Consider the following 23,933-nt stretch of genomic DNA (forward strand, 5'->3'; position numbering starts at 1 on the left):
AGGTCTTCCGGTGAGCGCCCCCCGGCGTAGCGCCGATGGGTTTGCCCTGCAAGTGATGATCGGGTTGTGCCTGATCTGGGGTGTGCAGCAGGTGATGATCAAATGGGCGGCGCCCGATATCGCGCCGGTCATGCAAGCGGCGGGGCGGTCGGGTATTTCCGCATTACTCGTAGGATTGTTGATCTGCTGGAAGGGCGGCTGGGACCAGGTCAGTAGCACCTGGCGTGGCGGCTTGCTGGCCGGTGCGCTGTTTGGCCTGGAGTTCTTCTTCATTTCCGAAGGCTTGCAACTGACCACGGCCGCACACATGTCGGTGTTCCTTTACACCGCACCGATTTTTACCGCGTTGGGCGTGCACTGGCTGCTGCCGAGTGAACGTTTGAGACCCGTGCAGTGGCTGGGGATTTTCCTCGCCTTCGTCGGGATCGCCATCGCGTTTGCCGGCGGCGTGTCCTGGGACAACCTCGATCACCGCATGTTGATGGGCGATGCGTTGGGCGTGTTGGCCGGCGCATCCTGGGGCGCGACCACGGTGGTGGTGCGCGCCTCGCGACTGTCCGAAGCCCCCGTCACGCTGACCCTGTTTTATCAACTGATCGTCGGCTTCGTCGGGCTGCTGCTGATCGCTATCCTCAGCGGCCAGGTGACCCATGTCAGCTTGACCACCGTGGCGGTGGCGAGTGTGCTGTTCCAGGGATTGGTCGTGTCGTTCTTCAGTTACCTGACGTGGTTCTGGCTGTTGCGCCGTTACCTGGCCGCGAACCTGGCGGTGTTTTCGTTCATGACGCCGCTGTTTGGTGTCACGTTCGGCGTGGTGCTGCTGGGTGAAGAATTGAGCATGAACTTCGTCATTGGTGCGGTGCTGGTGCTGCTGGGCATCACGTTTGTCAGCGCTGAACAGTGGGTCCGCCGTCGTTTGCGCAGAGCCCTTGGGCAGCATTGACCGGACGCAACAACAAACCGCCGGCCACAAGCAAGCCGCTGCCGGCGACCACCAGCGCTGGCTGCAAACCACCGCTGAAATGGCTGCTCATCGCTGCCAGCAACGGTCCGGCGAGTTGACCCACAGCGAAGCACGCCGTCAGCAGCCCGGCGTTGCGTTGGGTGGCGTGGGGCGCCAGTTCCCGAGAACGTTGCATCACCAGTTGCATGCAGGCCAGGAACGGCGTGCCGCAAAGAATCACCCCCAGCGCCAGACCTGGCCCGCTGCCCAACAGGCAGGCGAAGACGCCGGCCGCCTGGAGCCATAAGGTCGCAATCAGCCAGTGGCGAGTGCCATTCGGATGGGGTCGACGCAGACTGACCAGCACCACCCCGATGGCCGACGCCAGGCCGAAGCACGGCCAGAACAGGTCGGCCTGCCATTGGCCATGAAACTGTGCGCTGGCCATTTGCGAGAGGAACGTGGCGGGGATGATGTAGCCCAAACCGTACAACCCGTAGATCACCCCTAAACGTCCAATGCCTTGATGGCTGGATGTGACTGCACTCTGTGCCACAACGACAGTCGCGGTCGGTTGCGGCAAAAACGGCAGAATGCCCAACAGCATCACCAGTGCGACACCGGCATAGACCAGCCACAAGGTTGCAGACGTCTGCCCCAGCAGGTGCGAGCCCAAGGCCAACAACCCTGTCAGAAAAATTCCCAAACCCGGTCCGGCAAATACCAGAGCGCCAAGGCGCGGGCGACCGGCGGCGGCTGCCAGTGGCTGGCTCAACGCCGTAATCATCACCAGCACCCAGGCGCTGGCCACGCCGGTACCGAATCGCAGGGCCAGGTGCGACCAGAACCCGTTGGCCCAGAACGACGCCAGTGTCAGCAGCACGCACAGCCACAAACCACCCAGTAGTCGCCGCCGGACCTGTTCGGGACGGCGAGAGAACATGGCGTCCACGGCACCGACGAAGTAGCCGAGGTAGTTGGCGGCGGCAATCAGACCGGCGGCGGTCAGGTCGACCTGACCTTCACTGAGCAAGTGCGGCATTTGCGGCGTGAGGGCGAAGCGCCCGATGCCCATGGCCATCATCAGGGCAATAAAACTGGCGAGTAAGCGAATCAGCGGAGGCATGGTCTGGGTTCCGGCAATGGATCAATGACCATCAGGCTAAGACTGATTGACTTTCTTTAAAAATGAATAATAGTGAGTAACTTGTTCTGATTTGGAGAAGATCGTGGAATTCAGCCAATTGCGAATCTTCCAGGCCGTGGCGCAGGAAGGCTCGATCACCCGAGCTGCCGAACGTTTGCATCGGGTGCCCTCGAACCTGTCGACGCGGCTTAAACAACTTGAAGAACAGCTCGGCGTAGAACTCTTCGTCCGTGAGCGTCAGCGTTTGCAGTTGTCGCCTGCGGGAAAAGTCCTGCTGGACTACACCGCCAAGCTGTTCAATCTGCACGATGAAGCCCAGGCAGCGGTGCAGGGCGGGCAACCAGCAGGGGACTTCGTGCTGGGCACCATGTACAGCACGGCGGCGATTCATCTGCCGGGATTGTTGGCGCGTTATCACCGCACTTACCCGGCGGTGAACCTGCAAGTGCAGTCCGGGCCCAGTGGCGAATTGCTTGAAGGCTTGCTCACCGGTCGTCTCGATGCGGCGCTGGTGGACGGCCCGCTGGAGCTGGCCGGTCTGGACGGTGTGCCGTTATGCGACGAGCGGCTGGTGCTGATCAGCGAGGCCGATCACCCGCCGATACGCAACGCCCTGGATGTGGAAGGACGGTCGGTGTTTACCTTTCGTCAGGGCTGTTCGTACCGGATGCGCCTGGAAGCCTGGTTCGCCCATGATCACGCGGCCATGGGCCGGGCGATGGAGATCGAATCCTATCCGGGCATGCTGGCGTGTGTGATTGCCGGCTCGGGCGTAGCGCTGATGTCGGAGTCGATGCTTGCCAGCCTGCCGGGCCGCGAAAGCGTGGCGGTGCACCCGTTGGCGGAACCGTTCGCCCGCGCGACGACCTGGCTGATGTGGCGCAAGGGCATGGTCGGGGCCAACCTGAACGCGTGGATTGAGCAGCAACAGGCGGTCTATCCGTCGGCGTCGATTCAGGCCTTGGCGATCGCTTGAACTATCGGTCAGGTATTTTGATCAATTCAGTAACAGATCATTGCGGATTTGGGCGAGCAATGCGTAGGACTTCGGACTATTATCAGTGCGAAGGGGCCACAGAATTCCGGTCGCTCGGCACTACCCTGAAGGGGGCACCATGAAAGAGAAAATCCAAAACTGGCTGCACGATCTGGGTGTTGCACTCGGTTTGATTGAACCGCCTCTGCAACCTGTGCCTATTCGCACTGACGACGAACAGCGTCGACGCCAGCAGCGCCGGCGGTAAGTCTGAGGCTCACGGGCTCAATCCTGGCAAATCATCTGTGGCGAGGGAGCTTGCTCCCGCTGGGGCGCGCAGCGCCCCTTGGTAGCCCTGAATTGTCAGTTGGTACACGGCAGGATTGGCGACTGCTGCGCAGCCGAACGGGAGCAAGCTCCCTCGCCACACGTCCACTGTCTACCTTGAGCGCGCGTTTGGCATTCGTAATCAATCCCGCCCAATCTCCATCAAAAACCGACTCAAGTCATTCGCCGTCCTGGCTTCCTTGAGCATCCGGTCTTCCTCCGCCGTAAACGCCGTCAACCCCAGCTCATCCTCCAAATGGAAGATCAGCTCTTCGATATCCTGTTTATCCAATCCCAACTGCGCCAGGCTGGCGTTGTCGTCGAAGTCAACCTGACCCTCCAGCAGGCGGCTGATGAAACGATGCACGGCGGCACGAACGGCAGCTCTTTTCATGGTTGTTCTTCGAGGGCGTTATTGTTGTTGTCCCTGTCCATGAGTACAGCAGGCTTCAGGCGTGTGAGCGCTGCCACTCGTCAATCATGGTGCGCAAATGTTCCCCGGAAAAACTGCCGAAATGCCCGCCGTGTACCGTGCGGATCGGCAGCGCGCGCAAGCGTTGCAGGCTGCGGGCGTAGTCGTCGAGATTGGAGTGGTAGGCGTCTTCGATCAGCGGACCGTCGTAGATGATGTCGCCGCTGAACAGGGTCTCGGTCGCGGCTTCATACAAGCTGATGCCACCCGGTGAATGCCCCGGCGTGTGCAGCACGTGCAGCACGCGGTTGCCCAGATCCAGCACGTCGCCTTCTTCAATCATCCCCGTGGCCGGTGCGGCTTTGACCCGGTATTCGGCGTAGCACAGCGGGCAGTCCGGGTGCGCCTCGAACATGTCGTCACCGACAAACGCCCGGCTCAAATCGTTTTCGCCGTCAGGTGCCGCCAGGATGTCGGCCTCGGCCGGATGCACCAGCCGTTCCGGAAATTCGTGATGCCCGGCGATGTGGTCGAAATGGCAATGACTGGCCACCGCCACCAGCGGCCGCTCGGTGATCCACGGCAGTTGCTCGCGCAGGCTCACCAGCCCGGAGCCGCTGTCCAGCAGCAAGTCCCTGTCGCGACCCTGAATGTGCCAGAGGTTGCAGCGATAGAAGGGCCGGATGTAAGGCTCGTGAATCAGCCGAATGCCGTCACTGAGCTGTTTGACCTCGAACCACTGATCGCGGCTGACGATCTTCATAAGCAGTTTCCTTCAGACGAAAAAAAACGGGTGTGGCAACCGACGCCACACCCGTCGAAGAAAGCATCAAGTCGTTATAGAAGCTTAGATGGCGCTCGCTACCGATGTCGGACGACGTGACAGCAAGCTGACCACCACGAAACTCACCAGACCCACGCCGAGGCTGTAGTAGATCGGGGTGTTGGCGTCCATACCGTCCTTGAACATGAACACCAGCGCGGTGACGAAGCCCAGCGCCATACTGGTGATCGCGCCGGCCGTAGTGGCGCGTTTCCAGTAGATAGCGCCCATCAACGGGATCAGCATGCCGCCCACCAACAGGTTGTAGGCCAGGGTCAGTGCGCTGATCACATCATTGACTACGAGTGCGATGCCCAGCACGACGATGCCAGTGAGCAGGGTGAACAGACGGTTAACATTCACATTCGATTGCTTGCCGCCACGCAGCTTCGGCAGCAGGTCTTCGCTGAGTGTGGTGGATGCGGCGAGCAGGCCGGCGCTGGCGGTGGACATCATGGCCGCCAGTGCTGCAGCGATTACCAGGCCGCGGATACCGTCCGGCAGGGACACTTTGACGATGGCGGCAAAGGCATTGTTGACGTTGTCCAGGTCCGGAATCAGCACATGAGCAGCCATGCCGATCAGCGCACACACCAGCCCGTAGACAATGCAGTAGATTCCGGCAGACGTGCCCGCGTACTTGGCGACTTTCTCGCTGCGTGCGGTGAACACCCGTTGCCAGATGTCTTGACCGATCAGGATGCCAAAAAAGTAGATCATGAAGTAGGTGATGATGGTGTCCCAGCCGATGCTGGTGAAGCTGAAGCTGGCGGCGGGCAATTGGGCAACCAGTTGATCCCAGCCACCGACACGGTACAGGCAGATCGGCAACAACAGGAACATCAGGCCCACGGTCTGGATACCGAACTGGACGATGTCGGTCAGGGTCAGGGACCACATGCCACCGATGGTCGAGTAAATCACCACCACCCCACCGCCGAGCAGTATCGAGACCCAGAACGGCAGGCCGAACAGCACTTCCAGAACGGTGCCGATCGCCAGGATCGACGTCACGCCGATCATCAGTGCATAGGCCAGCATGATGGTCGCGCTCGCCGTACGAGCCATTGGGTTATAGCGCTTTTCCAACACCTGGGTAACAGTGAATACCTTCAGTTTCAGCAGCGGTTTGGCGAGGAACAGGTTCAGCGCCACGATCCCGCAACCCAGTGCGGCGCAGAGCCAGAAACCGGAAATGCCATGGACGTAGCCCAGACGCACGGTGCCGACAGTGGACGCACCACCCAGGACGGTAGCGGCCATGGTGCCCATATAGAGACCCGGGCCGAGGTTGCGACCGGCGACCAAATAGTCTTCATGGGTCTTGGCCTTGCGCATGCCGAAGTAGCCGAGTACCAGCATCGCGGCGGCGTATATGAGAACGACGAATAAATCCAAAGCCATGATGGCGGGTCTCCGATTGTCTTTTTTATGGTGAAACAAAGATGTTCAGTGGGGTTGCTCTCTGTGGGAGCGGGCTTGCTCGCGAATGCGGTCTTTCAGTCACATCGATGTAGGATGTGCCGCCGTCTTCGCGAGCAAGCCCGCTCCCACAGGTGGATCTGTGTCAGGCGGGCTGACGGAGTTCAGGCTTTGCGACGGTGTTGGTGCCCTTGTTGCGTGCATCATTCGGCCCGAACACAGCAGCCGGTTCCGGGAACAGGCTCAGCAATGTCAGGTACACCAGCGAGGCCAGGCCGAGGGTGACCGGCAGGCTGATGTCGATGTCGCCGGCCAGATCGCCCAGCACACCCACAAACTGCCCTGGCAGGTTCACAAAGCACAAACCGACCAGTGCACTCGGGATCCAGGCACCTAGCCCACGCCAGTTCCAGCCGTGGGTGAACCAGTAGCGGCCACCTTTCTCGCCGCGGGTGAACACTTGCAGGTCATCCGGGCAATAGAAGCCGCGACGCACCAGCAGACCGATGATCATGATCACCATCCACGGGGTGGTGCAGGTGATGATCAGTACGGCGAAGGTCGACACGCTCTGCACCAGGTTCGCCGCAAAGCGCCCGATGAAGATGAAGGCAATCGACATCACCCCGATCAACAGCGTTGCCTTGACCCGCGACAGCACACGAGGGAACACGCTGGACATGTCCAGCCCGGTGCCATAGAGCGAGGTGGTGCCGGTGGACATGCCGCCGATCACCGCGATCAGGCACACCGGCAGGAAGAACCAGCTCGGCGAGACTGCCAGCAGACCGCCGACGTAGTTGTTGGCCGCGATGTAGTCCGGTGCCTTGATCGCTACGATGGTGGCGGTGGCGAGGCCGAACAGGAACGGGATGAACGTGGCGATCTGCGAGATCACCACGGCGGCCATGATCCGGCGCTTGGAAGTGGCACGCGGGATATAGCGCGACCAGTCACCGAGGAACGCACCGAAGGAAATCGGGTTGCTCATCGCCACCAGTGCAGCGCCGATGAAGGCTGCCCAGAAACCCGGTTGCCCCATGCTCACGGTGCCGGCGTAGTTCACATCGAAAGGCCCGGCGAACGCGAAGATGCCCAGCAGGAACAGCAGGCTGGCGCTCCACACGGCGATCTTGTTGACCCACAGCAGGAAGCGGAAGCCATAGATGCACACTGTCAGCACCAGAATCGCGAACAGACCGTAGGCCAGGCCCAGGGTCAGGTCGGTTTCCGGCAGACCGATCAGGCGTTTGGCGCCACCGATCAGCGCATCACCCGAACTCCACACCGAGAGCGAGAAGAAGGCGATGGCGGTCAACAGCGACAGGAACGAACCGACGATCCGCCCGTGCACACCGAAGTGCGCACCGGAAGACACGGCGTTGTTGGTGCCATTGATCGGGCCGAACAGGCCCATTGGCGCGAGGATCAGCGAGCCCAGCAGCACACCGAGCACAATCGCCCAGACGCCCGCCTGAAAAGACAGGCCGAACAGTACCGGGAAGCTGCCGAGCACGGCGGTGGCAAAGGTGTTGGAACCGCCGAAGATCATCCGGAACAAATCCGTCGGACCAGCGGTGCGTTCGTTGTCCGGGATCTGTTCGACCCCGTGGGTTTCAATCTGCGTAAGGCTTTGGTCTTTGTTGTTGTTATTCATGATCAGCTCCGATCATAAAGGCGCGCTCATCGTGTGTGAGCGTCACCTGTTTGGCTAAGGGGGTGGCAGCCCTTCCGGCATCGCGGACAAATGTTCGTGGCAGGCCAGCCATAGGCCTTGTTGTTGTCGGCGAAACACAATCGTCTCGCGCTCCTGGCTGAAGTGTTGCTCCCCTTGCATGCGCAGCTCGGTGGCCACGTCATGGATGAAAATCGCCACGTCACCTTGCAGGCTGACGAAGGCGTTGCTTGAAGTGCACGCAAGCACCTCGAAGCCATCCTCGGCACGCCAGGTGTCCCACAACGCCTGATAGGCATCGCGCGACAGCAGGGGCTGCTCGAGGGTGTAGAACACGAAGCTGGCATCGGCGCTGAACGCGCCGAAGTAGGCTTCGCGATCGTTACGGGCGAAGGCGGACACCAGATCGGCGGCCGCTTTCAAAACCTGATCGCGTTCGTTCATGACCGATCCTCAGCGGTGGGCCACGCCAGGCAGTACGCAGAGCATTTCGTACAGCAAGTTGGCGGCCAGCAGCGAGGTGTTGCCGGTGGTGTCGTAAGCGGGCGAGACTTCTACCAGATCGCAGCCGATCAGGTCGAGGCCTTGGCAGCCGCGAATGATCTCAATTGCCTGAATGGTCGTCAGACCACCGATTTCCGGGGTGCCGGTGCCTGGCGCCCATGCGGGGTCGATGCCGTCGATGTCAAACGTCAGGTACACCGGACCGCCGCCGACTTTCTCGCGGACTTCGGCCATCAGCGGGGCCAGGGATTTGTGCCAGCACTCTTCGGCCTGAACCACACGGAAGCCTTGTTTACGGCTCCAGTTGAAGTCTTCGGAGGTGTAACCCTGAGCGCGCAAGCCGATTTGCACCACGCGATCGCAGTCAATCAGGCCTTCTTCGGCGGCGCGACGGAAGGTGGTGCCGTGGGCGACTTTCTCGCCGAACATGTGATCGTTCACATCGGCGTGAGCGTCGATGTGCACCAGGCCGACCTTGCCGTGCTTCTTATGAATTGCACGCAGGATCGGCAGGGTGATGGTGTGGTCGCCGCCCAGGGTCAGCGGGATCACGTTGTGTTCGAGGATGGCGTCGTAGGATTCTTCGATGATCCGTACGGCGTCCAGCAGGTTGAACGTGTTGATCGCCACGTCGCCGATGTCGGCAACCGACAGCGAGTCGAACGGTGCAGCGCCGGTGGCCATGTTGTACGGGCGGATCATCACCGATTCAGCGCGGATTTCGCGAGGTCCGAAACGGGTGCCGGGGCGCAGCGAGGTGCCGATGTCCAGCGGAACGCCGACGAAAGCAGCATCCAGGCCGGCAGCGGTAGGCAAATGGGGGAGTCGCATCATGGTGGCGATGCCGCCGAAGCGCGGCATTTCATTGCCGCCCAGTGGTTGGTGAAGAATCTTGTCCACGGGTAGGGCCTCATCGTCGTTGTTTTATTTATGTCGGTTGCGCCGCTCCGGGGAGGTACGGGCACCGTTGGGGGCCGATTCTGCGAAATGTAGTGGCCGGGAAGAATCGCTACGGGCAAATACTTAGTTCAGATTTTTCTAAACTAATGCAGATGACGGCGATAGACTCACAGTGCTCATGTAGCAAGCTGCCGAGCCTGCGCTCGAATCTGTAGCAGCTGTCGAGCACCGCGAGGCAGCGTTCGGCTGCGAAGCAGGCGTGAAACCTGAACCCACGGTTCTCCTGAAGAATTGCATCGCATGACTTTACGACTGCTGCGCAGTCGAACGCTGCCTCGCGGTGCTCGACAGCTGCTACAAAGCCGAACGGTGCTCGACAGCTGCTACACGATTTGAATGTTTGAAGTTTTCTGCTGGAGCCCCCCATGGCCAACGCTTTACCCGACCTGAAACTCCTGCGCATATTCGTCAGCGTGGTCCGCCATCAGGGGTTCGCCAACGCCCAGCAAGAGCTCAACCTCTCGACCTCGGCCATCAGCACCTACATGAGCCAGCTCGAAGCCGCCCTTGGCCTGGTGCTCTGCCATCGCGGTCGCGGTGGTTTCAGCCTGACCAGCAAGGGCGAACTGTTCCATCAGGAAACCCTGCGCCTGCTTGGCGAGCTCGAAGGCTTCGAGCAATACGCGGCGGCGTTGAAGGGCGAACTGCGCGGCACGCTCAACCTGGGGGTGATCGACTCCACCGTCAGCGACAAGGCCTTGCCGTTCGCCGAAGCCATCGGCGCCTACAGCCAGGAACACCCGGCCGTGCATTTGCACTTGTCGGTCATGAGCCCCTATGAATTGCAACTCGGCGTACAGGACAACCGCCTCGACCTGGCCATCGGTGCGTTTTCCACGCGCATGAGCGGTCTGGTCTACATGCCGCTCTACCGCGAACAACACTGGTTGTATTGCAGCAGTCGTCATCCGTTGTTCAACGAACGGCGCATCCCCGAGCAAGTCATCACCCAGCAGCGCATGGTGGGCCGTGGTTACTGGAGCCAGGCCGAACTGGCCCGGCACGGTTTCAAGCACAGCGCCGCCACCGTGGAAAGTATGGAGGCCCAGCTGATTCTGGTGCTGTCCGGCGCCTACATCGGTTACCTGCCGGAGCACTACGCTCAGGCTTGGGCGGACAAGGGCGATTTGCGGGTGTTGTTGCCGGCGACCTTCGGGTATCAGGCGCCGTTCTCGATGATCGTGCGCCGTGGCCGCAGTCGTGAGCCTCTGATCCAGACTTTCCGCGATTTGCTTAAAGCACAACTGAACCAGGCCTGAGAACATGTCCAGAATCCAGTGCTCGCGCTGCCTGCGCCCACAAACTCATTGCCTGTGCCCGTTGATCCCGAGCCTCGACAGCCGCACCCGGGTGTTGCTGTTGCAGCATCCGAGCGAAGTGAACCATGCGCTGAACACGGCGCGACTGGCCGCGTTGGGCTTGAAGAATGCCGAGTTGATTGTCGGTGAGGTGTTCGAGGATTTACAGGCGCTGTTGAGCCCGCCGGGGTATCAGGCGCGGTTGTTGTTTCCTGCCGACGATGCGCAACCGTTGCAGGCGTACACCGCGAATGACGAGCCGCTGTTGCTGGTCGTCCCGGACGGCACCTGGCGCAAGGCGCGCAAGATGCTGCACCTCAATCCGTTGCTGGCGGCGTTGCCGAGGGTGACATTGGTGGATGGCGGCGTGTCTCGATATCGACTGCGCAAAGCCCCGGGACCGGGGGCGTTATCGACGGTGGAGGCGATTGTTCAGGCACTACAGACGCTGGAAGCGCCGACGACGTTCGAGCCGTTGTTGAAACCGTTCGAGGCGTTGATCGAGGGGCAGATTGCGGCGATGGGGGAGGAGACCTTCCAGCGCAATCATGGCGACAGATAAGTATTGTCAGTACTGGCCCCATCGCTAGCAGGCTAGCTCCCACATTTGATCAGTTGTGAATACAAACATGTGTTCACTCCAAGTTCCCTGTGGGAGCTAGCCTGCTAGCGATAGCCATTGCACAGTCAATGAAGATTCCGGCCGAATTTATCGTTCCCGCATCGCCTCGGTCCGGGCTTTCAACACCGGTTTCAGCAGGTAATCCAGAACGCTCTTCTCGCCAGTGATGATATCGACGGTCGCCACCATCCCCGGAATAATCAGCAACGGCTTCACATCCCCACCCAAGTGATTCTTGTCGGTCCTCACCTGAATCAAATAAAAACTGTTGCCCTTGTCATCGGTAATCGTGTCCGCACCAATCAACTCCAGCTTGGCAGTCAACCCGCCATAAATCGTGTAGTCGTACGCGCTGAATTTCACCATCGCTTTCTGCCCCGGATGCAGAAACGCAACGTCCTGCGGCCGCACTTTGGCTTCGATCAGCAGGTTGTCTTCAATGGGCACGATTTCCACCATGTCGCTGCCGGGTTGAACCACGCCGCCGATGGTGTTGACCTTCAGCACCTTGATAATCCCGTGTACCGGCGACACCACGGTGGTGCGGGTCACGCGGTCATCAATGGCGATGCTCGACGCTGTGATTTTCGACAGGTCGGTACGTTTTTCATTCAGCTCTTTCGCCGCGTCCGAGCGGAAGGATTGTTCCGATTCATCAATCTTGCTTTTGATCTCGTTGATCGCCGATTCCGCCCGGGGAATCGCCAGGGTCGTGGCGTTCAGCGAGCCGCGAATTTCCACTGCGCTACGTTTGAGCCGCAGGATTTCCACCGGTGAAACCGCCCCCGTGCCCACTAGCGGCGCAGACATGTTCATCTCTTGTTGCAGCAACGCCAGGCTCGAACTGAATTGCCCCTGTTTGGAGCGGAATTCCGCCAGTTCCTGGGTCTTTTGCCGAAGTTGTTCGGTCAACGTCCGTTGCTCACTGGCCAGGCGGCGCTGGCGTTGTTCGTACAGCGAGCGCTCATCCTCGGCCACTTGCGGGGCCTTGGCGATCACTTCAGGCGACAGCTTGAACGGCCGGCCTTCCGCTTCGGCCGACAGACGTTCGACCTGCGCGGTCAACGCATAACGATCCGCTTCGCTCTCGCCCTTGTTCGACAGAAACCGCGTGTCATCCAGGCGCAGCAAGGTGTCGCCCTTGTTCACCATTTGTCCTTCGCGCACGAAGATCTCAGTGACGATGCCGCCCTCAAGGTTCTGGATCACCTGGACCTTGCTCGACGGGATCGCCTTGCCTTCGCCCATGGTGACTTCTTGCAGCACCGCAAACTTGGCCCAGACCAGCGCTGTAATGAGCAACGCCGCGGCCAGCCACACGGTAATTCGCGACCACCGGGGCGAATCCTGCAGCGAGGCGCCGGCGGTTTCCGGCATGAACTCGCTTTCTGCGGTTTTGCCGAAACTGCCGAAGTAGCCCCGGTCTTGTGGCGTGTCGGAAGATGAACGGGCCATGGGTAGCTCCTAGACAGCCGCAGAGCCGACACGGCCCTTGCGCAGTGCATCGATGACCGCTTCTTTCGGACCGTCGGCAACGATCCGCCCGTTGTCCAGCACCAGCAGCCGATCCACCAGGCTGAGCATTGAGGTGCGGTGGGTCACCAGCAGCAAGGTCTTGCCCTGTACCCAGCTGTGAAGTTTCTGCCGCAAAACGTCTTCGCTGCTGTTGTCCATGGCGCTGGTGGGTTCGTCGAGCAGCATGATCGGCGGATCCAGCAACAAGGCCCGGGCCAGCAGCACTGCCTGGCGCTGACCGCCGGACAGCAACTGCCCGCGCTCGCCCACCGGCCGGTCAAACCCTTGCGGATGCTGACGCGCCAGCTCGGTGACGCCGGTCAATTCGGCGACTTCGAGCATCCGTGAATCGCTGATGTAACGGGCGCCAAGGGTCAGGTTGTCGCGCAGGCTGCCAGCGAGCAGCGGCAGGTCATGGGCGACGTAACCGATTTGCTGGCGCAGGTCGGCGACATCGAGTTGCCGCAGGTCCAGCCCATCGAGCAGCAGTTGACCTTCTTCCGGCGCATAGAACCCCATCACCAATCGCGCCAGGGTGCTTTTGCCCGAACCGCTGCGACCGATGATGCCGATCCGCTCGCCGGGTTTGACGCTGAAACTGACGTTGGCCAGGGCCGGGGCGTTCTGGCCGTTGTAATGGAAGGTCACACCGCTGACGTCCAGTGCACCTTGCAGTTGCGTGCGCTCCAGCGGCCGCTGGTTGGCGTCGCGCTCTTGCGGCAAGGACATTAGCGCATCGGTGCTTTTCATGGTCAGTTGCGCTTGCTGGTAGCGGGTGATCAAACCGGCGATTTGTCCCAATGGCGCGAGCACGCGGCTGCCGAGCATGTAAGTCGCCACCAGCGCGCCGACGCTGAGGTTACCGGCGATGATGCTGTAGACCCCGGCGACGATGGTCGCCATACCGGAGAATTGCTGGATGAACAGCGTGCCGTTGGTGGCCAGCGCCGAGAGGTTGCGCGCATGGCTGTCGAGGCGGGTGAGGGCGCCGTGGGTGCTTTCCCATTTGTGCTGGCGCTCGCTTTCGGCGCTGCAGGCCTTGAGAGTTTCCAGCCCTCCGAGGGTTTCGATCAGCAACGCCTGGCGTTCGGCGCCGAGGCTCAAGCTTTTCTGCACGGTGTCGCGCAGGCGCACCTGGATCACCATCGCGAAAATGATCGTGATCGGAAAAGCCAGCAGCGGAATCACCACCAGCCAGCCGCCGAGCAGGCCGATCACCACCAGCATCAGCACGGCAAAGGGCAAATCGATCAGGCTGGTCAGCGTGACGGCCGTGAGGAATTCGCGCAGGCCCTGGAAGTCATGGATGCTCTGGGCGAAACCACCGATGGTCGCCGGCCGCGCCTTCATTGACATGCCGGTGATGCGCTCGAACAAGGTCGCGGAAAGGATCACATCGGTCTTCTTCCCGGCGGTGTCCAGCAAGTGCGCGCGCACGACCCGCAGCACCAGTTCGAAACCGGTGCCGATCAGTAAGCCGATCGACAGTACCCACAAGGTCGACGTGGCCTGGTTCGGCACCACCCGGTCGTAGGTTTGCATCACGAACAACGGCACCATCAACCCCAGCAGGTTGATCAGGAAACTCGCCAGAATCGCATCGCTGTACAGCCATTTCGACAGCTTCAAGGTGTCGCGAAACCAGGCCTCCACACGCGGCACCAGCGGTGAGCGCAAGTCTTCGAGTTCATGGCGTGGCCGGGCGAACAAGGCTTGGCCACTGTAATTCTCGGCCAGCTCTTCCCGGCTGACCCATTGTTCACCGCCGTCCGCTTCGCTGGGCAGAATCAGCAGCCGACCGTCCTCGCCGAAGCGTCGCAGGATGGCGGTGCGGCCGTTGTTGAGGATCAGCATCACGGGCAGGTTGAGCGCAGAAATGTCCGCCAGTTCGCGGCGCAATACGCGCGCCTGCAAGCTGGCCCGGGCGGCTGCGCGCGGCAGCAGGTCCAGGCTCAAGCGCTGCTTGTTCAGTGGCAGCCCGGCACTCAGGCTGGCGCGACTGACCGTCGCACCGTGGAGTTTGCAGAGGATCAACAGACCGTCCAGAAGCGGGTCATCGAAGCTCAGGCGCGGATCGACACCGGTGTTGCCGGGTTCCATGCTGGTCAAATTGATCTCTCCACAGGCCTACTTCAGTTCAGGCAAACGGGCTTCGTTTTTCACTTCGGCGGAGGCGATCGCATCGGCGGGTAATACCACCCGTTGTTTGCTCAGCAACTGGCCCATGTTCGCCAGCACGCGGTACATCGAATATTCCTCGGTGTAGCGCACTTCGGTGTAGCGGCGATTGGCGTTGTAGAGCTCGTTTTCACTGTCGAGCAAGTCGAGCAGGGTACGTTGGCCGAGGCCGAACTGGTCCTGATACGCCACGCGCACGCGTCGGCTGGTATCCGCGTATTCGCGGGCGGTCGGGGTTTGTTTCTTGGCATTGACCATGGCGTTCCAGGCCAGGTGGATGTTCTCGTTGAGTTGGCGCAGGGCGTTGTTGCGGATGTCCATCGCCTGGTTGATCTGGTGCGCATCGGACTGCAGGCGAGCCTTGTCGCTGCCGCCGCGGAACAGGTTGTAGTTCATCACCACACCCACTCGCCATTCGTTGTCGTGGCCCTCATCGCCTTGCACGTTGTTGTTCGCGCCCACCGCCGCTTCGGCGTCGAAACGCGGGTAGAACGGCGACTTGGCAACTTCGTACTGGCTCTCGGCCGATTGCACGTCAGCCTGGGCGGATTTCAGGTACGGGTTGTTTTCCACCATGCTTTGCTGGGCTTCCGGCAGGCTGGCGGGCAGTTCGCCGCGGATCGACGGCGGCGTTTCGAGTTCATCGGGCAGGCGCCCCACAACGGCGGCGAAATTCGACTCGGCATCCGCCAGATCGACCTCGGCGGTATCGAGGTTGTTTTGCGCCAGTGCCCGGCGCGCGCCGGATTGGTCGGAGTCGGCGTTGCTGCCGACGCCACGCTGGGTGCGCAGGCCGATCTGGTCGTTGACCCGCAAGTGAGCCTGCAAGTTGTTCGTGGCCAGGGTCACCAGTTCGCGGCGCTTGAGCACTTCGAGGTAGACCTCGATGGTGCGCAATGCCAGATCCTGAGCGGTGCCTTGCGCGTAATAAGCCCGGGAGTTGACCACGCCTTTGGTGCGTTCGACTTCGTTCGCGGTGTTGAAACCGTCGAAGAGCATCTGCCGCAGGCGCAGCTCCGACTGGGTGTAAGTGAGGATTTCGGTGTGGTGATTGCCGAACGCCCGTGTGTTGGTGTTATCGCTGTACCCACGCCCGTAGGCGGCGTTCAGGTCCACCGATGGATAAAAGCCCCCTTTGGCGACTTTCACTTGCTCATCGGCCGAGAGACGGCTGTCCACCCGCGACGCCAGTTCCGGGTGAGTGGCGATGGTGCTCTGGATAGCCTCGGTCACCGACATGGCATGCGCCTGGGATGTGCAGGCCATCGCCAGCAGAACTGCGCTGCAAAGGGGGGTTAAAACGCGCATGGGTACATCTCCCTGATTCCTGATGGTTCTTTATAAGTCGCCAATTATTTGACGGCAATTATAGGCAAAACCGTTTCATGCTTGTAACAACGAAGCTAAGAACATTCTAGAGCGTAGCTAAGAAATTTTTTTCATATCGCTTATTCCAAAAAAAACTTATGCGCTCTTCAAAATCCAGCACATTGTTCACTCTGAAAACCCTTGATTTAGGAGCTCTTGGGAGCATTCCAGGGTTTGAGGAAAGTTCCATCCACTTATCGACATAGGGCGAAGAAGTGCTGGAGGGGAGGGAAGCGGAACGGTTTTGAGGTGACAGATTTTTGTCGCTGTATAGGTTCAAAATCGTTACGCATCGCTCGCAGGGTGATTTGTCGGCAATTGGGGCCCCGAGGTTATTGATTGCAATCGGGTTTTATCAAAATCGGCCACGTCCCCTGCGAGCGACACGCTTGGCGAGAAGATCGCCGGGGCAGCGGCTTACTCAGGTAAAAGCGCCCCGAAGACGATCCGCCAGGCAAACCTGCTTCAACCATGAGCACGTTCTTCGCACAAACAGGGTGCCGACAGCGGTTGGCAGCGGAGGAAATGCACATGGCAACGCTCATCGGTATCGTCAGTAAAGTCATTGGTCAGGTGTTCGCGGAAACGAGCGGTGGCACCCGACGTGCGCTGGTCGAGGGCGATCGATTGTTCGCCGGCGACCAATTGATCACCGGAGCCGAAGGCGCGGTGGCCGTGCGTTTGCAAAATGGCCAGGAACTGACCCTCGGGCGTGGCAGCAGCCTGCAAATGACCTCCCAACTACTGGCGCATCAGGCGCCCCATGTGGATACCGCTGAAGCGGTGACGCCGACTCAGGCGCAACTGACCGATGTCGAGCAACTGCAAAAAGCAATCGCTGCCGGTGACGACCCGACTCAAACGGCTGAAGCCACGGCGGCCGGCCCCACCTCGACCGGCGCACCCGGTGGTGCAGCGGGCGGTGGCCACAGTTTTGTCATGCTCGAAGAAGTGGGCGGGCGGGTCGATCCCACCATTGGCTTTCCCACCGCGGGTTTCGGCGGCATTCCCGAATTTCCGCTGGAACGTCTGGCCGGTGACCCGGACAACGGCAACAACGGCAACAACGGCGATAACGGCGATAACGGCGATAACGGCGATAACGGCGACAACGGTGCCGGTTCAGGAGGTACAGGCGTCTTGCCGAACAACCCGGTCACCCTCGCGGGCCTGTCGGTAGCGGGGGGCGAGCTGACCCTCAACGAAGCCAACCTCGCCGACGGATCTGCCAGCAATCCGGGTGCGTTGATCCAGAACGGCACCTTCACCGTGTCGGCGCCCGACGGGCTGACCAGTCTGAGCATCGGCGGGATCAACGTGATCACCGGCGGGGTGGCCGCCGGCTTCCCGCAGTCGATCACCACGCAACTGGGCAACACCCTGACGATCACCGGTTACAACCCGGCCACTGGCGTGGTGAGTTACAGCTACACCCTGGTTGGCAACGACACCCATTCGGCGGGCGACGGGGTCAATAACCTCAGCGAACAGTTCACCGTGGTTGCCGGTGATTCCAATGGCGATACCGCCACCGGCACCCTGGACGTCAACATCACCGATGACGTGCCCAAAGCGGTCGATGACAGCAACGCCAGCACCGCTTCGGAAACCCTGCTGACCCTGACCGGCAACGTGCTGCCCAACGACTCGCAGGGGGCTGACCGCATTCCCACCGGCCCCAACAGCGGGCCGATCATCGGCGGCACGTTCACCGGGACTTACGGCACCCTGGTGCTCAATCCCAACGGCACTTACACCTACACGCTGAACACCAGTGATGCCGATTTCAAAGCACTGCACGGTGGTGGCAGCGGCTCCGAGACCTTCACCTACACCCTGACGGATGCCGATGGCGATACCAGCACCGCCAACCTGGTGCTGGAGATCCACAACAACGATGACCCGGTCACGATTGGCGGCCTCAACGTCGAGGGCGGCGAACTCGTTGTCTACGAGAAAAACCTCAGCGACGGCAGCAGTCCCGATGCACCGGCGCTGACCCAAAGCGGCACCTTCACCATCACCGCACTCGATGGTGTCCAAACCCTGAGCGTTGGCGGTATCAATGTGGTGGTCGGCGGCGTGTCCGCTGGTTTCCCGCAATCGGTCGTCACGCCGCTGGGCAGCACGCTGACCATCACCGGGTTCAACAGCGCAACCGGCGTGGTCAGTTACAGCTACACCCTGGCCGATAACGAAGCGCATCCGACGGCGAATGGCGCCAATGGCATCTCCGAGCAATTCGCCGTGACTGTGGTGGACGACAACGGCACCACCGCCAACGGCAATCTCGACGTCAACATCGTCGACGACCTGCCCCAAGCGGTCGATGACAGCAACGCCGGCACCGCCTCGGAAACCCTGCTGACCCTCAATGGCAACGTGCTGCCCAATGATTCGCAAGGCGCCGACCGCGTGACCGTCGGCGAGAATGCCGGCCCGATCACCCCCGGCACGTTCGTCGGGACTTACGGCACCCTGGTGCTGAACGCCAATGGCACGTACACCTACACCCTGAACACCAGCGACGCTGATTTCAAAGCGTTGCACGGCAATGGCAGCGGCACCGAAACCTTCACCTACACCCTCACCGATGCCGACGGCGATACCAGCACCGCCAACCTGGTGCTGAACATCCACAACAACGACGACCCGGTGACCCTCAACGGCCTCGACGTCGCCGGCGGTGAACTGACCGTCTACGAGAAAAACCTCAGCGACGGCACCAGCCCGAACACGCCAGCCCTGACCCAAAGTGGCACCTTCACCGTGACAGCCCTCGACGGCCTGCAAACCCTGACCGTGGGCGGAATCAATGTGGTGACCGGTGGTGTGGCCGCAGGCTTCCCGCAATCGATCGTCACCCCGTTGGGCAGCACGCTGACCATCACCGGCTACAACCCGGCCACCGGCGTGATCAGCTACAGCTACACCCTGGCGGACAACGAAACCCATCCAACCGCCAACGGTGCCAACAGCCTCACCGAGAATTTCAATGTGGTGGCGACGGACACCGACGGCAGCACCGCGTCGGGCCAGATCAACGTCAACATTGTCGATGACCTGCCCACCGCCAACCCGGACCACGCTTCGGTCGCGGAAGGCGCGACCGTCTCGGGCAACGTGCTGGATAACGACATCGGCGGTGCCGACGGCCCGGCCCTCAGCGGCGCCGTGATTGGCGTGCGCGCAGGCAGCGACACCTCGACCTCGGCCATCGGTGGTCTGGGCACGAACATCAACGGCACCTACGGTTACCTGACGCTGGATGCCAACGGCAACGCGACCTACCACAGCAATCCGAACGCGGTGAACGGCCCCGGCGCGACCGACGTGTTCACCTACACCGTGCGCGATGCCGATGGTGACGAAAGCACCACCACCGTCACCATCGACGTGTCCAACAGCAGCATCGTCGCGTCCACCGATGTCGACGTGACCGTCTACGAAAAGGCCCTCGATCTGACCAAGGACGGGCAAGACCTGGCGGCCGGTACGGTCATCGGCAGCGACCCTACCAGCACCGGCGAAACCGCCAAGGGCACGCTGGTCGGCTCGGTGACCGGTGCGACCGGCGCGATCACTTACACCCTGGTCGGCAGCGCTACGGGCAATTATGGCCAGCTCCAGCTCAACCCGAACGGCACGTACACCTACACCCTGACGTCGCCGGCGACCACCACGCCGCATGCCAACGACGGTGCGAATTCGCTGACCGAAAGCTTCACCTACCAGGCTACCGATTCCCTGGGCAACAGCACCACCAGCACTATCGTGGTGAAGATCGTCGATGACGTGCCAAAAGCCGTCAACGACAGCAACACCGGCACGGGGTCGGAGGCCGTGCTGACGCTCAATGGCAACGTCCTGAGCAACGACGTTCAGGGTGCGGACCACGTCGCCACCGGGCCGAACGCCGGGCCGGTCACCCCAGGCACATTCGCCGGGACTTACGGCACCCTGGTGCTCAACGCCAACGGCACGTACACCTACACGCTGAACACTAACGATGCGGACTTCAAAAACCTGCACGGCGGCGGCAACGGCACCGAAACGTTTACCTACACCATTACCGATGCCGACGGCGATACCAGCAGCGCCAACCTGGTGCTGAACGTCCACAACAACAACGACCCGGTCACCCTCAACGGCCTCAATGTGTACGGCGGCGAATTGACCGTCTACGAGAAAAACCTCAGCGACGGCACCACTCCGAACGCGCCAGCCCTGACCCAAAGCGGCACCTTCACCGTGACCGCGCTGGATGGTCTGCAAACCCTGACCGTGGGCGGCATTGCGCTGGTCACCGGTGGCGTGGCCGCAGGCTTCCCGCAATCGGTGGTCACACCGCTCGGCAGCACGCTGACTATCACCGGTTACAACCCGGCGACCGGCGTGGTCAGCTACAGCTACACCCTGGCGGACAATGAAACCCATCCGAACGCCAACGGCGCCAACGGCATCACCGAAAACTTCACCGTGGTGGCGACGGACACCGACGGCAGCACCGCGACGGGTCAGATCAACGTCAACATCGTCGATGATTTGCCGACCGCCAAAGCGGACACGGCGAGCGTGACCGAAGGCGGCACCGTCAGCGGCAACGTGCTGGACAACGACATCAAAGGCGCCGACGGCGCGGCACCCGGTGGTGCGGTGGTCGGCGTGCGCGCGGGCTCGGACACGTCGTCCTCGGCCATCGGCGGCCTGGGCACAAACATCAACGGCACCTACGGCTACTTGACCCTGGATGCCAACGGCAACGCGGTTTATCACAGCAATCCAAACGCCGTGAGCGGTGCGGGCGCCACAGACACGTTCACCTACACCGTGCGCGATGCCGACGGCGATGAAAGCACCACCACCATTACCATCGACGTGTCGAACAGCTGCATCAAAGCGGTCACCGATACCGACGTGACCGTCTACGAGAAAGCGCTGGACCTGAGCAAAGATGGTCTGGACCTGGCGGCCGGCACCGTCACCGGCAGCGATCCGGGCAACACCGGTGAAACGGCGACTGGCACCCTCGTTGGTTCCGTCACCGGCGCGAGTGGCGCCATCACCTACACCCTGGTCGGCAGCGCCACCGGGGCGTACGGGCAAATGCTGCTTAACCCCAACGGCACCTACACCTACACCCTGACCTCGGCACCGAAAACGTCGCCGAATACCAACGACGGGGCCAACACCCTGAGCGAAAGCTTCACCTACAAAGCCACGGATGCCTCGGGTAACAGCACCACCAGCACCATCGTGGTGAACATCGTCGATGACGTGCCCAAAGCGGTCGCTTCCGATCGTTCGGTGGCCGCGGTCGAGATCGATTCCAACTTGCTATTGGTGATCGACGTCTCCGGCAGTATGGTCGACCCCTCCGGCGTACCCGGGCTGTCGCGGTTGGCGCTGGCCAAGCAGGCGATCAGTGCCTTGCTCGACAAATACGACGACCTTGGCGACGTGAAAGTGCAGATTGTCACCTTCAGCAGCAACGCCACCGACAAGACATCGATCTGGGTTGATGTAGCGACCGCCAAGTCGATCATCTCCGGCCTGACTGCCGGCGGTGGCACCAACTACGACGCGGCTGTCGCGACGATGCAAACCGCGTTCAACACCTCGGGCAAGCTGACCGGGGCGCAGAACGTCGGCTACTTCTTCTCCGACGGCAAACCCAACGAAGGCGACATCGGTAGCGCAGACGAAGCCGCGCTCAAAGCCTTCCTCGACGCCAACAGCATCAAGAACTACGCGATCGGCCTGGGCAGTGGCGTGAGTAACGCCTACCTCGACCCGCTGGCCTATGACGGCAGTACGCACACCAACACCAATGCGGTGGTAGTGACCGATCTTACTCAACTCAACTCGGTGCTCTCGGGCACAGTGGTCGGCGCGCCGGTCACGGGCACCTTGCTGGAGGGCGGTACGTTCGGCGCCGATGGCGGCTTCATCAAAACCCTCGTGGTCGACGGCACCACGTACACCTACGACCCGAAAGGCAACAGCAATCAGGGCGCGCTGAACTTCAGCGGCGGCGCCAACCACGGCACGTTCAACACGGTGAACAACTCCATCAGCATCGCCACCAACAATGGCGGCACCCTGGTGGTGAACCTCGACACCGGCGAGTACACCTACACCTCGCAAAAAACCACGTCGGTGGTGATCACCGAAAACATCGGCTTCACCGCCAGCGACAACGATGGCGACCTGGCCAGTTCCACGCTGACGGTCAAAGTGATTCCGAACGCGGCGCCGGTGGCGGTCGATGACCACATCATCACCAACGTGCTCTCGGGCAGCGTCGTGGTGCCGGGCGAGTTGCTGCTGGCCAACGACACCGATGCCAACGGCGATCCGATGACGGCTTCTCCTACCACCTTCAACACCGGCTGGATTTCAAAAGGCGCGGACTTCACCGGCACCGGGGCGATCAGCTTCTCCTCAACCGGCAACAACAACGCTAACCAGGTCCTGGCAAATGTGCGCAGCGCCTTTACGGCGAACGCGGCAACCATGACGGCGGTGCTGGTGGTCAGTGGTTATTTGGGCGGGGTAACTACCGGCAACGCCAACGATGAGGACCGGATTACCGTCAACCTCAAACAGGGCGAAACCCTCAACCTGGACCACAATCTGGCGGGTGGTCACATCGCCATGGAGTACTCGCTCAACGGTGGCGCGTGGATCCCGCTCGCGGACGGGCAAACCCTCACCGCGGCAGCGGACGGGACCTACCAGATCCATGTCACCAACATCACCAACACCAGCGGCAGCGGCGTGAACAACGCGGAGTACTACCAGCTGACCATGACCCTTAACTACTCCGGGGGCCACGACATCGCCCCGGATGCCCACGGCACCTACACCGCCAATGACAACCATGGCGGCAGCGACGGCGCGGCGGTGACCATCAGCTATCAGGAAGGCCACACCCTCACCGGCACCGCTGGCGACGATGTGTTGGTGGCGGGCACCGGCAACAACGTCCTCAATGCCGGCGACGGCAACGACGTGCTCACCGCCGGTAACGGCAACAACGAGCTGCACGGCGGCGCCGGCAATGACTTGCTGTTCAGCGGCACCGGCAACGACGTGCTCGACGGCGGCACCGGCACCGACACCGTGAGTTACGCCCACGCCACCGCCGGGGTTACGGTCGACCTGAGCGTGGCCACCGCGCAAAACACCGGCGGCGCTGGCACCGACACCCTGACCGCCATCGAAAACCTCACCGGCTCCAACTTCAACGACTCGCTCACGGGCGATAACTTGAGCAACGTCATCACCGGCGGGTTGGGCGACGACATCCTCAAGGGCGGCGGCGGTGACGACTTCCTGATCGGCGGCCTGGGCAACAACACCCTCACCGGCGGGGCAGGGGCCGACACCTTCCAGTGGCTCAAAGGCAACAGCGGCCACGACCTCGTCACCGACTTCACCCCTGGCACCGACAAGCTGGATCTGTCGCAACTGCTGCAAGGCGAAAACAACACCGCCGCATCGCTGGATGACTACCTGCACTTCAAAGTCATCGGCAGCGGCGCCTCGGTGCTGACGAGCATCGACGTCAGCGCCATGGCCGGCGCGGCACCGAACCAGACCATCGACCTGGCCGGCGTCAACCTGGCCAGCCACTACGGCGTCACGCCGGGAGCGGGCGGGGTAGTGGCGGGCGGGCATGACACGGCGACCATCATCAACGGCATGTTGAATGACCATTCGTTGAAGGTGGATACCGTGTGATCTGAAGGCTGAAACGA

Annotated in this window: 16 protein-coding genes; 6 read left to right on the forward strand and 10 right to left on the reverse strand. The window is 61.4% G+C overall.

Translation table 11 applies throughout. The features are described 5' to 3' along the window. Positions 1-10: 10 nt before the first annotated feature. Positions 11-943: a DMT family transporter gene (locus ACA070_RS07420; protein ID WP_497450634.1), complete on the forward strand. Its 933-nt coding sequence runs from the start codon at positions 11-13 to the stop codon at positions 941-943. Here ACA070_RS07420 and ACA070_RS07425 read toward each other — a convergent pair. Then, positions 888-2,069, reverse strand: coding sequence for an MFS transporter (locus ACA070_RS07425; protein ID WP_497450635.1), 1,182 nt, complete (start codon positions 2,067-2,069; stop codon positions 888-890). The genes ACA070_RS07420 and ACA070_RS07425 overlap by 56 nt on opposite strands. A gap of 103 nt (positions 2,070-2,172) precedes the next feature. Between ACA070_RS07425 and ptrR the strand changes: the two genes are divergently transcribed. Beyond that, complete coding sequence (gene ptrR, locus ACA070_RS07430) at positions 2,173-3,066, forward strand: putrescine utilization regulator PtrR (protein ID WP_497450636.1); 894 nt, start codon at positions 2,173-2,175, stop codon at positions 3,064-3,066. Between the two features lie 139 nt (positions 3,067-3,205). After that, positions 3,206-3,334: a PA1414 family protein gene (locus ACA070_RS07435; RefSeq protein ID WP_007914492.1), complete on the forward strand. Its 129-nt coding sequence runs from the start codon at positions 3,206-3,208 to the stop codon at positions 3,332-3,334. A 201-nt stretch (positions 3,335-3,535) separates the two neighbouring features. Here ACA070_RS07435 and ACA070_RS07440 read toward each other — a convergent pair whose 3' ends face one another. The 6 genes from ACA070_RS07440 to speB form a co-directional block, all read right to left on the reverse strand. Further along, on the reverse strand, positions 3,536-3,787 hold the full coding sequence (locus ACA070_RS07440) for an acyl carrier protein (protein WP_497450637.1): 252 nt from the start codon (positions 3,785-3,787) through the stop codon (positions 3,536-3,538). A gap of 55 nt (positions 3,788-3,842) precedes the next feature. Beyond that, a complete protein-coding gene (locus ACA070_RS07445; protein ID WP_497450638.1) occupies positions 3,843-4,568 on the reverse strand; it encodes an MBL fold metallo-hydrolase in 726 nt (241 codons plus the stop codon). An 84-nt stretch (positions 4,569-4,652) separates the two neighbouring features. Next, the gene (locus tag ACA070_RS07450) at positions 4,653-6,032 is read right to left on the reverse strand and encodes a sodium:solute symporter family protein (protein WP_497450639.1); all 1,380 of its coding nucleotides are present in this window, start codon (positions 6,030-6,032) and stop codon (positions 4,653-4,655) included. Positions 6,033-6,195: 163 nt separating this feature from the next. Then, positions 6,196-7,707 carry a purine-cytosine permease family protein gene (locus ACA070_RS07455; RefSeq protein ID WP_497450640.1) on the reverse strand — a complete coding sequence of 504 codons (1,512 nt, stop codon included), beginning with the start codon at positions 7,705-7,707 and terminating at the stop codon, positions 6,196-6,198. A gap of 54 nt (positions 7,708-7,761) precedes the next feature. Next, positions 7,762-8,169: a YybH family protein gene (locus ACA070_RS07460; protein ID WP_200667912.1), complete on the reverse strand. Its 408-nt coding sequence runs from the start codon at positions 8,167-8,169 to the stop codon at positions 7,762-7,764. A gap of 9 nt (positions 8,170-8,178) precedes the next feature. After that, the gene (gene speB, locus ACA070_RS07465; protein WP_010462004.1) at positions 8,179-9,129 is read right to left on the reverse strand and encodes an agmatinase; all 951 of its coding nucleotides are present in this window, start codon (positions 9,127-9,129) and stop codon (positions 8,179-8,181) included. Positions 9,130-9,554: 425 nt separating this feature from the next. On the opposite strand from speB, the gene ACA070_RS07470 reads away from it, so the two are divergent. Further along, the gene (locus tag ACA070_RS07470) at positions 9,555-10,448 is read left to right on the forward strand and encodes a LysR family transcriptional regulator (RefSeq protein WP_218432376.1); all 894 of its coding nucleotides are present in this window, start codon (positions 9,555-9,557) and stop codon (positions 10,446-10,448) included. A 4-nt stretch (positions 10,449-10,452) separates the two neighbouring features. Further along, a complete protein-coding gene (locus ACA070_RS07475; RefSeq protein ID WP_497450641.1) occupies positions 10,453-11,049 on the forward strand; it encodes a tRNA-uridine aminocarboxypropyltransferase in 597 nt (198 codons plus the stop codon). Positions 11,050-11,196: 147 nt separating this feature from the next. Here ACA070_RS07475 and ACA070_RS07480 read toward each other — a convergent pair whose 3' ends face one another. From ACA070_RS07480 to ACA070_RS07490, 3 genes are read right to left on the reverse strand one after another with little or no spacing between them, the layout of a single operon-like run. Further along, positions 11,197-12,564, reverse strand: a complete 1,368-nt coding sequence (locus tag ACA070_RS07480; protein ID WP_010462001.1) for an HlyD family type I secretion periplasmic adaptor subunit — start codon at positions 12,562-12,564, stop codon at positions 11,197-11,199. A 9-nt stretch (positions 12,565-12,573) separates the two neighbouring features. Next, entirely contained in the window at positions 12,574-14,733 is a 2,160-nt protein-coding gene (locus ACA070_RS07485; RefSeq protein ID WP_497450642.1) for a type I secretion system permease/ATPase, read from the reverse strand. Positions 14,734-14,751: 18 nt separating this feature from the next. Further along, positions 14,752-16,110, reverse strand: a complete 1,359-nt coding sequence (locus ACA070_RS07490) for a TolC family outer membrane protein (RefSeq protein WP_497450643.1) — start codon at positions 16,108-16,110, stop codon at positions 14,752-14,754. Between the two features lie 591 nt (positions 16,111-16,701). Between ACA070_RS07490 and ACA070_RS07495 the strand changes: the two genes are divergently transcribed. Further along, complete coding sequence (locus ACA070_RS07495; RefSeq protein ID WP_497450644.1) at positions 16,702-23,916, forward strand: retention module-containing protein; 7,215 nt, start codon at positions 16,702-16,704, stop codon at positions 23,914-23,916. Positions 23,917-23,933 lie beyond the last annotated feature (17 nt).

The sequence above is a fragment of the Pseudomonas sp. LBUM1678 genome (assembly GCF_059695575.1).

Coding starts and splice junctions, on each gene's coding strand:
- ACA070_RS07425 (WP_497450635.1), bottom strand. CDS start 2,069: ATGCCTCCGCTGATTCGCTTACTCGCCAGTTTTATTGCCCTGATGATG.
- ACA070_RS07435 (WP_007914492.1), top strand. CDS start 3,206: ATGAAAGAGAAAATCCAAAACTGGCTGCACGATCTGGGTGTTGCACTC.
- ACA070_RS07440 (WP_497450637.1), bottom strand. CDS start 3,787: ATGAAAAGAGCTGCCGTTCGTGCCGCCGTGCATCGTTTCATCAGCCGC.
- ACA070_RS07445 (WP_497450638.1), bottom strand. CDS start 4,568: ATGAAGATCGTCAGCCGCGATCAGTGGTTCGAGGTCAAACAGCTCAGT.
- ACA070_RS07450 (WP_497450639.1), bottom strand. CDS start 6,032: ATGGCTTTGGATTTATTCGTCGTTCTCATATACGCCGCCGCGATGCTG.
- ACA070_RS07455 (WP_497450640.1), bottom strand. CDS start 7,707: ATGAATAACAACAACAAAGACCAAAGCCTTACGCAGATTGAAACCCAC.
- ACA070_RS07460 (WP_200667912.1), bottom strand. CDS start 8,169: ATGAACGAACGCGATCAGGTTTTGAAAGCGGCCGCCGATCTGGTGTCC.
- ACA070_RS07470 (WP_218432376.1), top strand. CDS start 9,555: ATGGCCAACGCTTTACCCGACCTGAAACTCCTGCGCATATTCGTCAGC.
- ACA070_RS07475 (WP_497450641.1), top strand. CDS start 10,453: ATGTCCAGAATCCAGTGCTCGCGCTGCCTGCGCCCACAAACTCATTGC.
- ACA070_RS07480 (WP_010462001.1), bottom strand. CDS start 12,564: ATGGCCCGTTCATCTTCCGACACGCCACAAGACCGGGGCTACTTCGGC.
- ACA070_RS07490 (WP_497450643.1), bottom strand. CDS start 16,110: ATGCGCGTTTTAACCCCCCTTTGCAGCGCAGTTCTGCTGGCGATGGCC.
- ACA070_RS07495 (WP_497450644.1), top strand. CDS start 16,702: ATGGCAACGCTCATCGGTATCGTCAGTAAAGTCATTGGTCAGGTGTTC.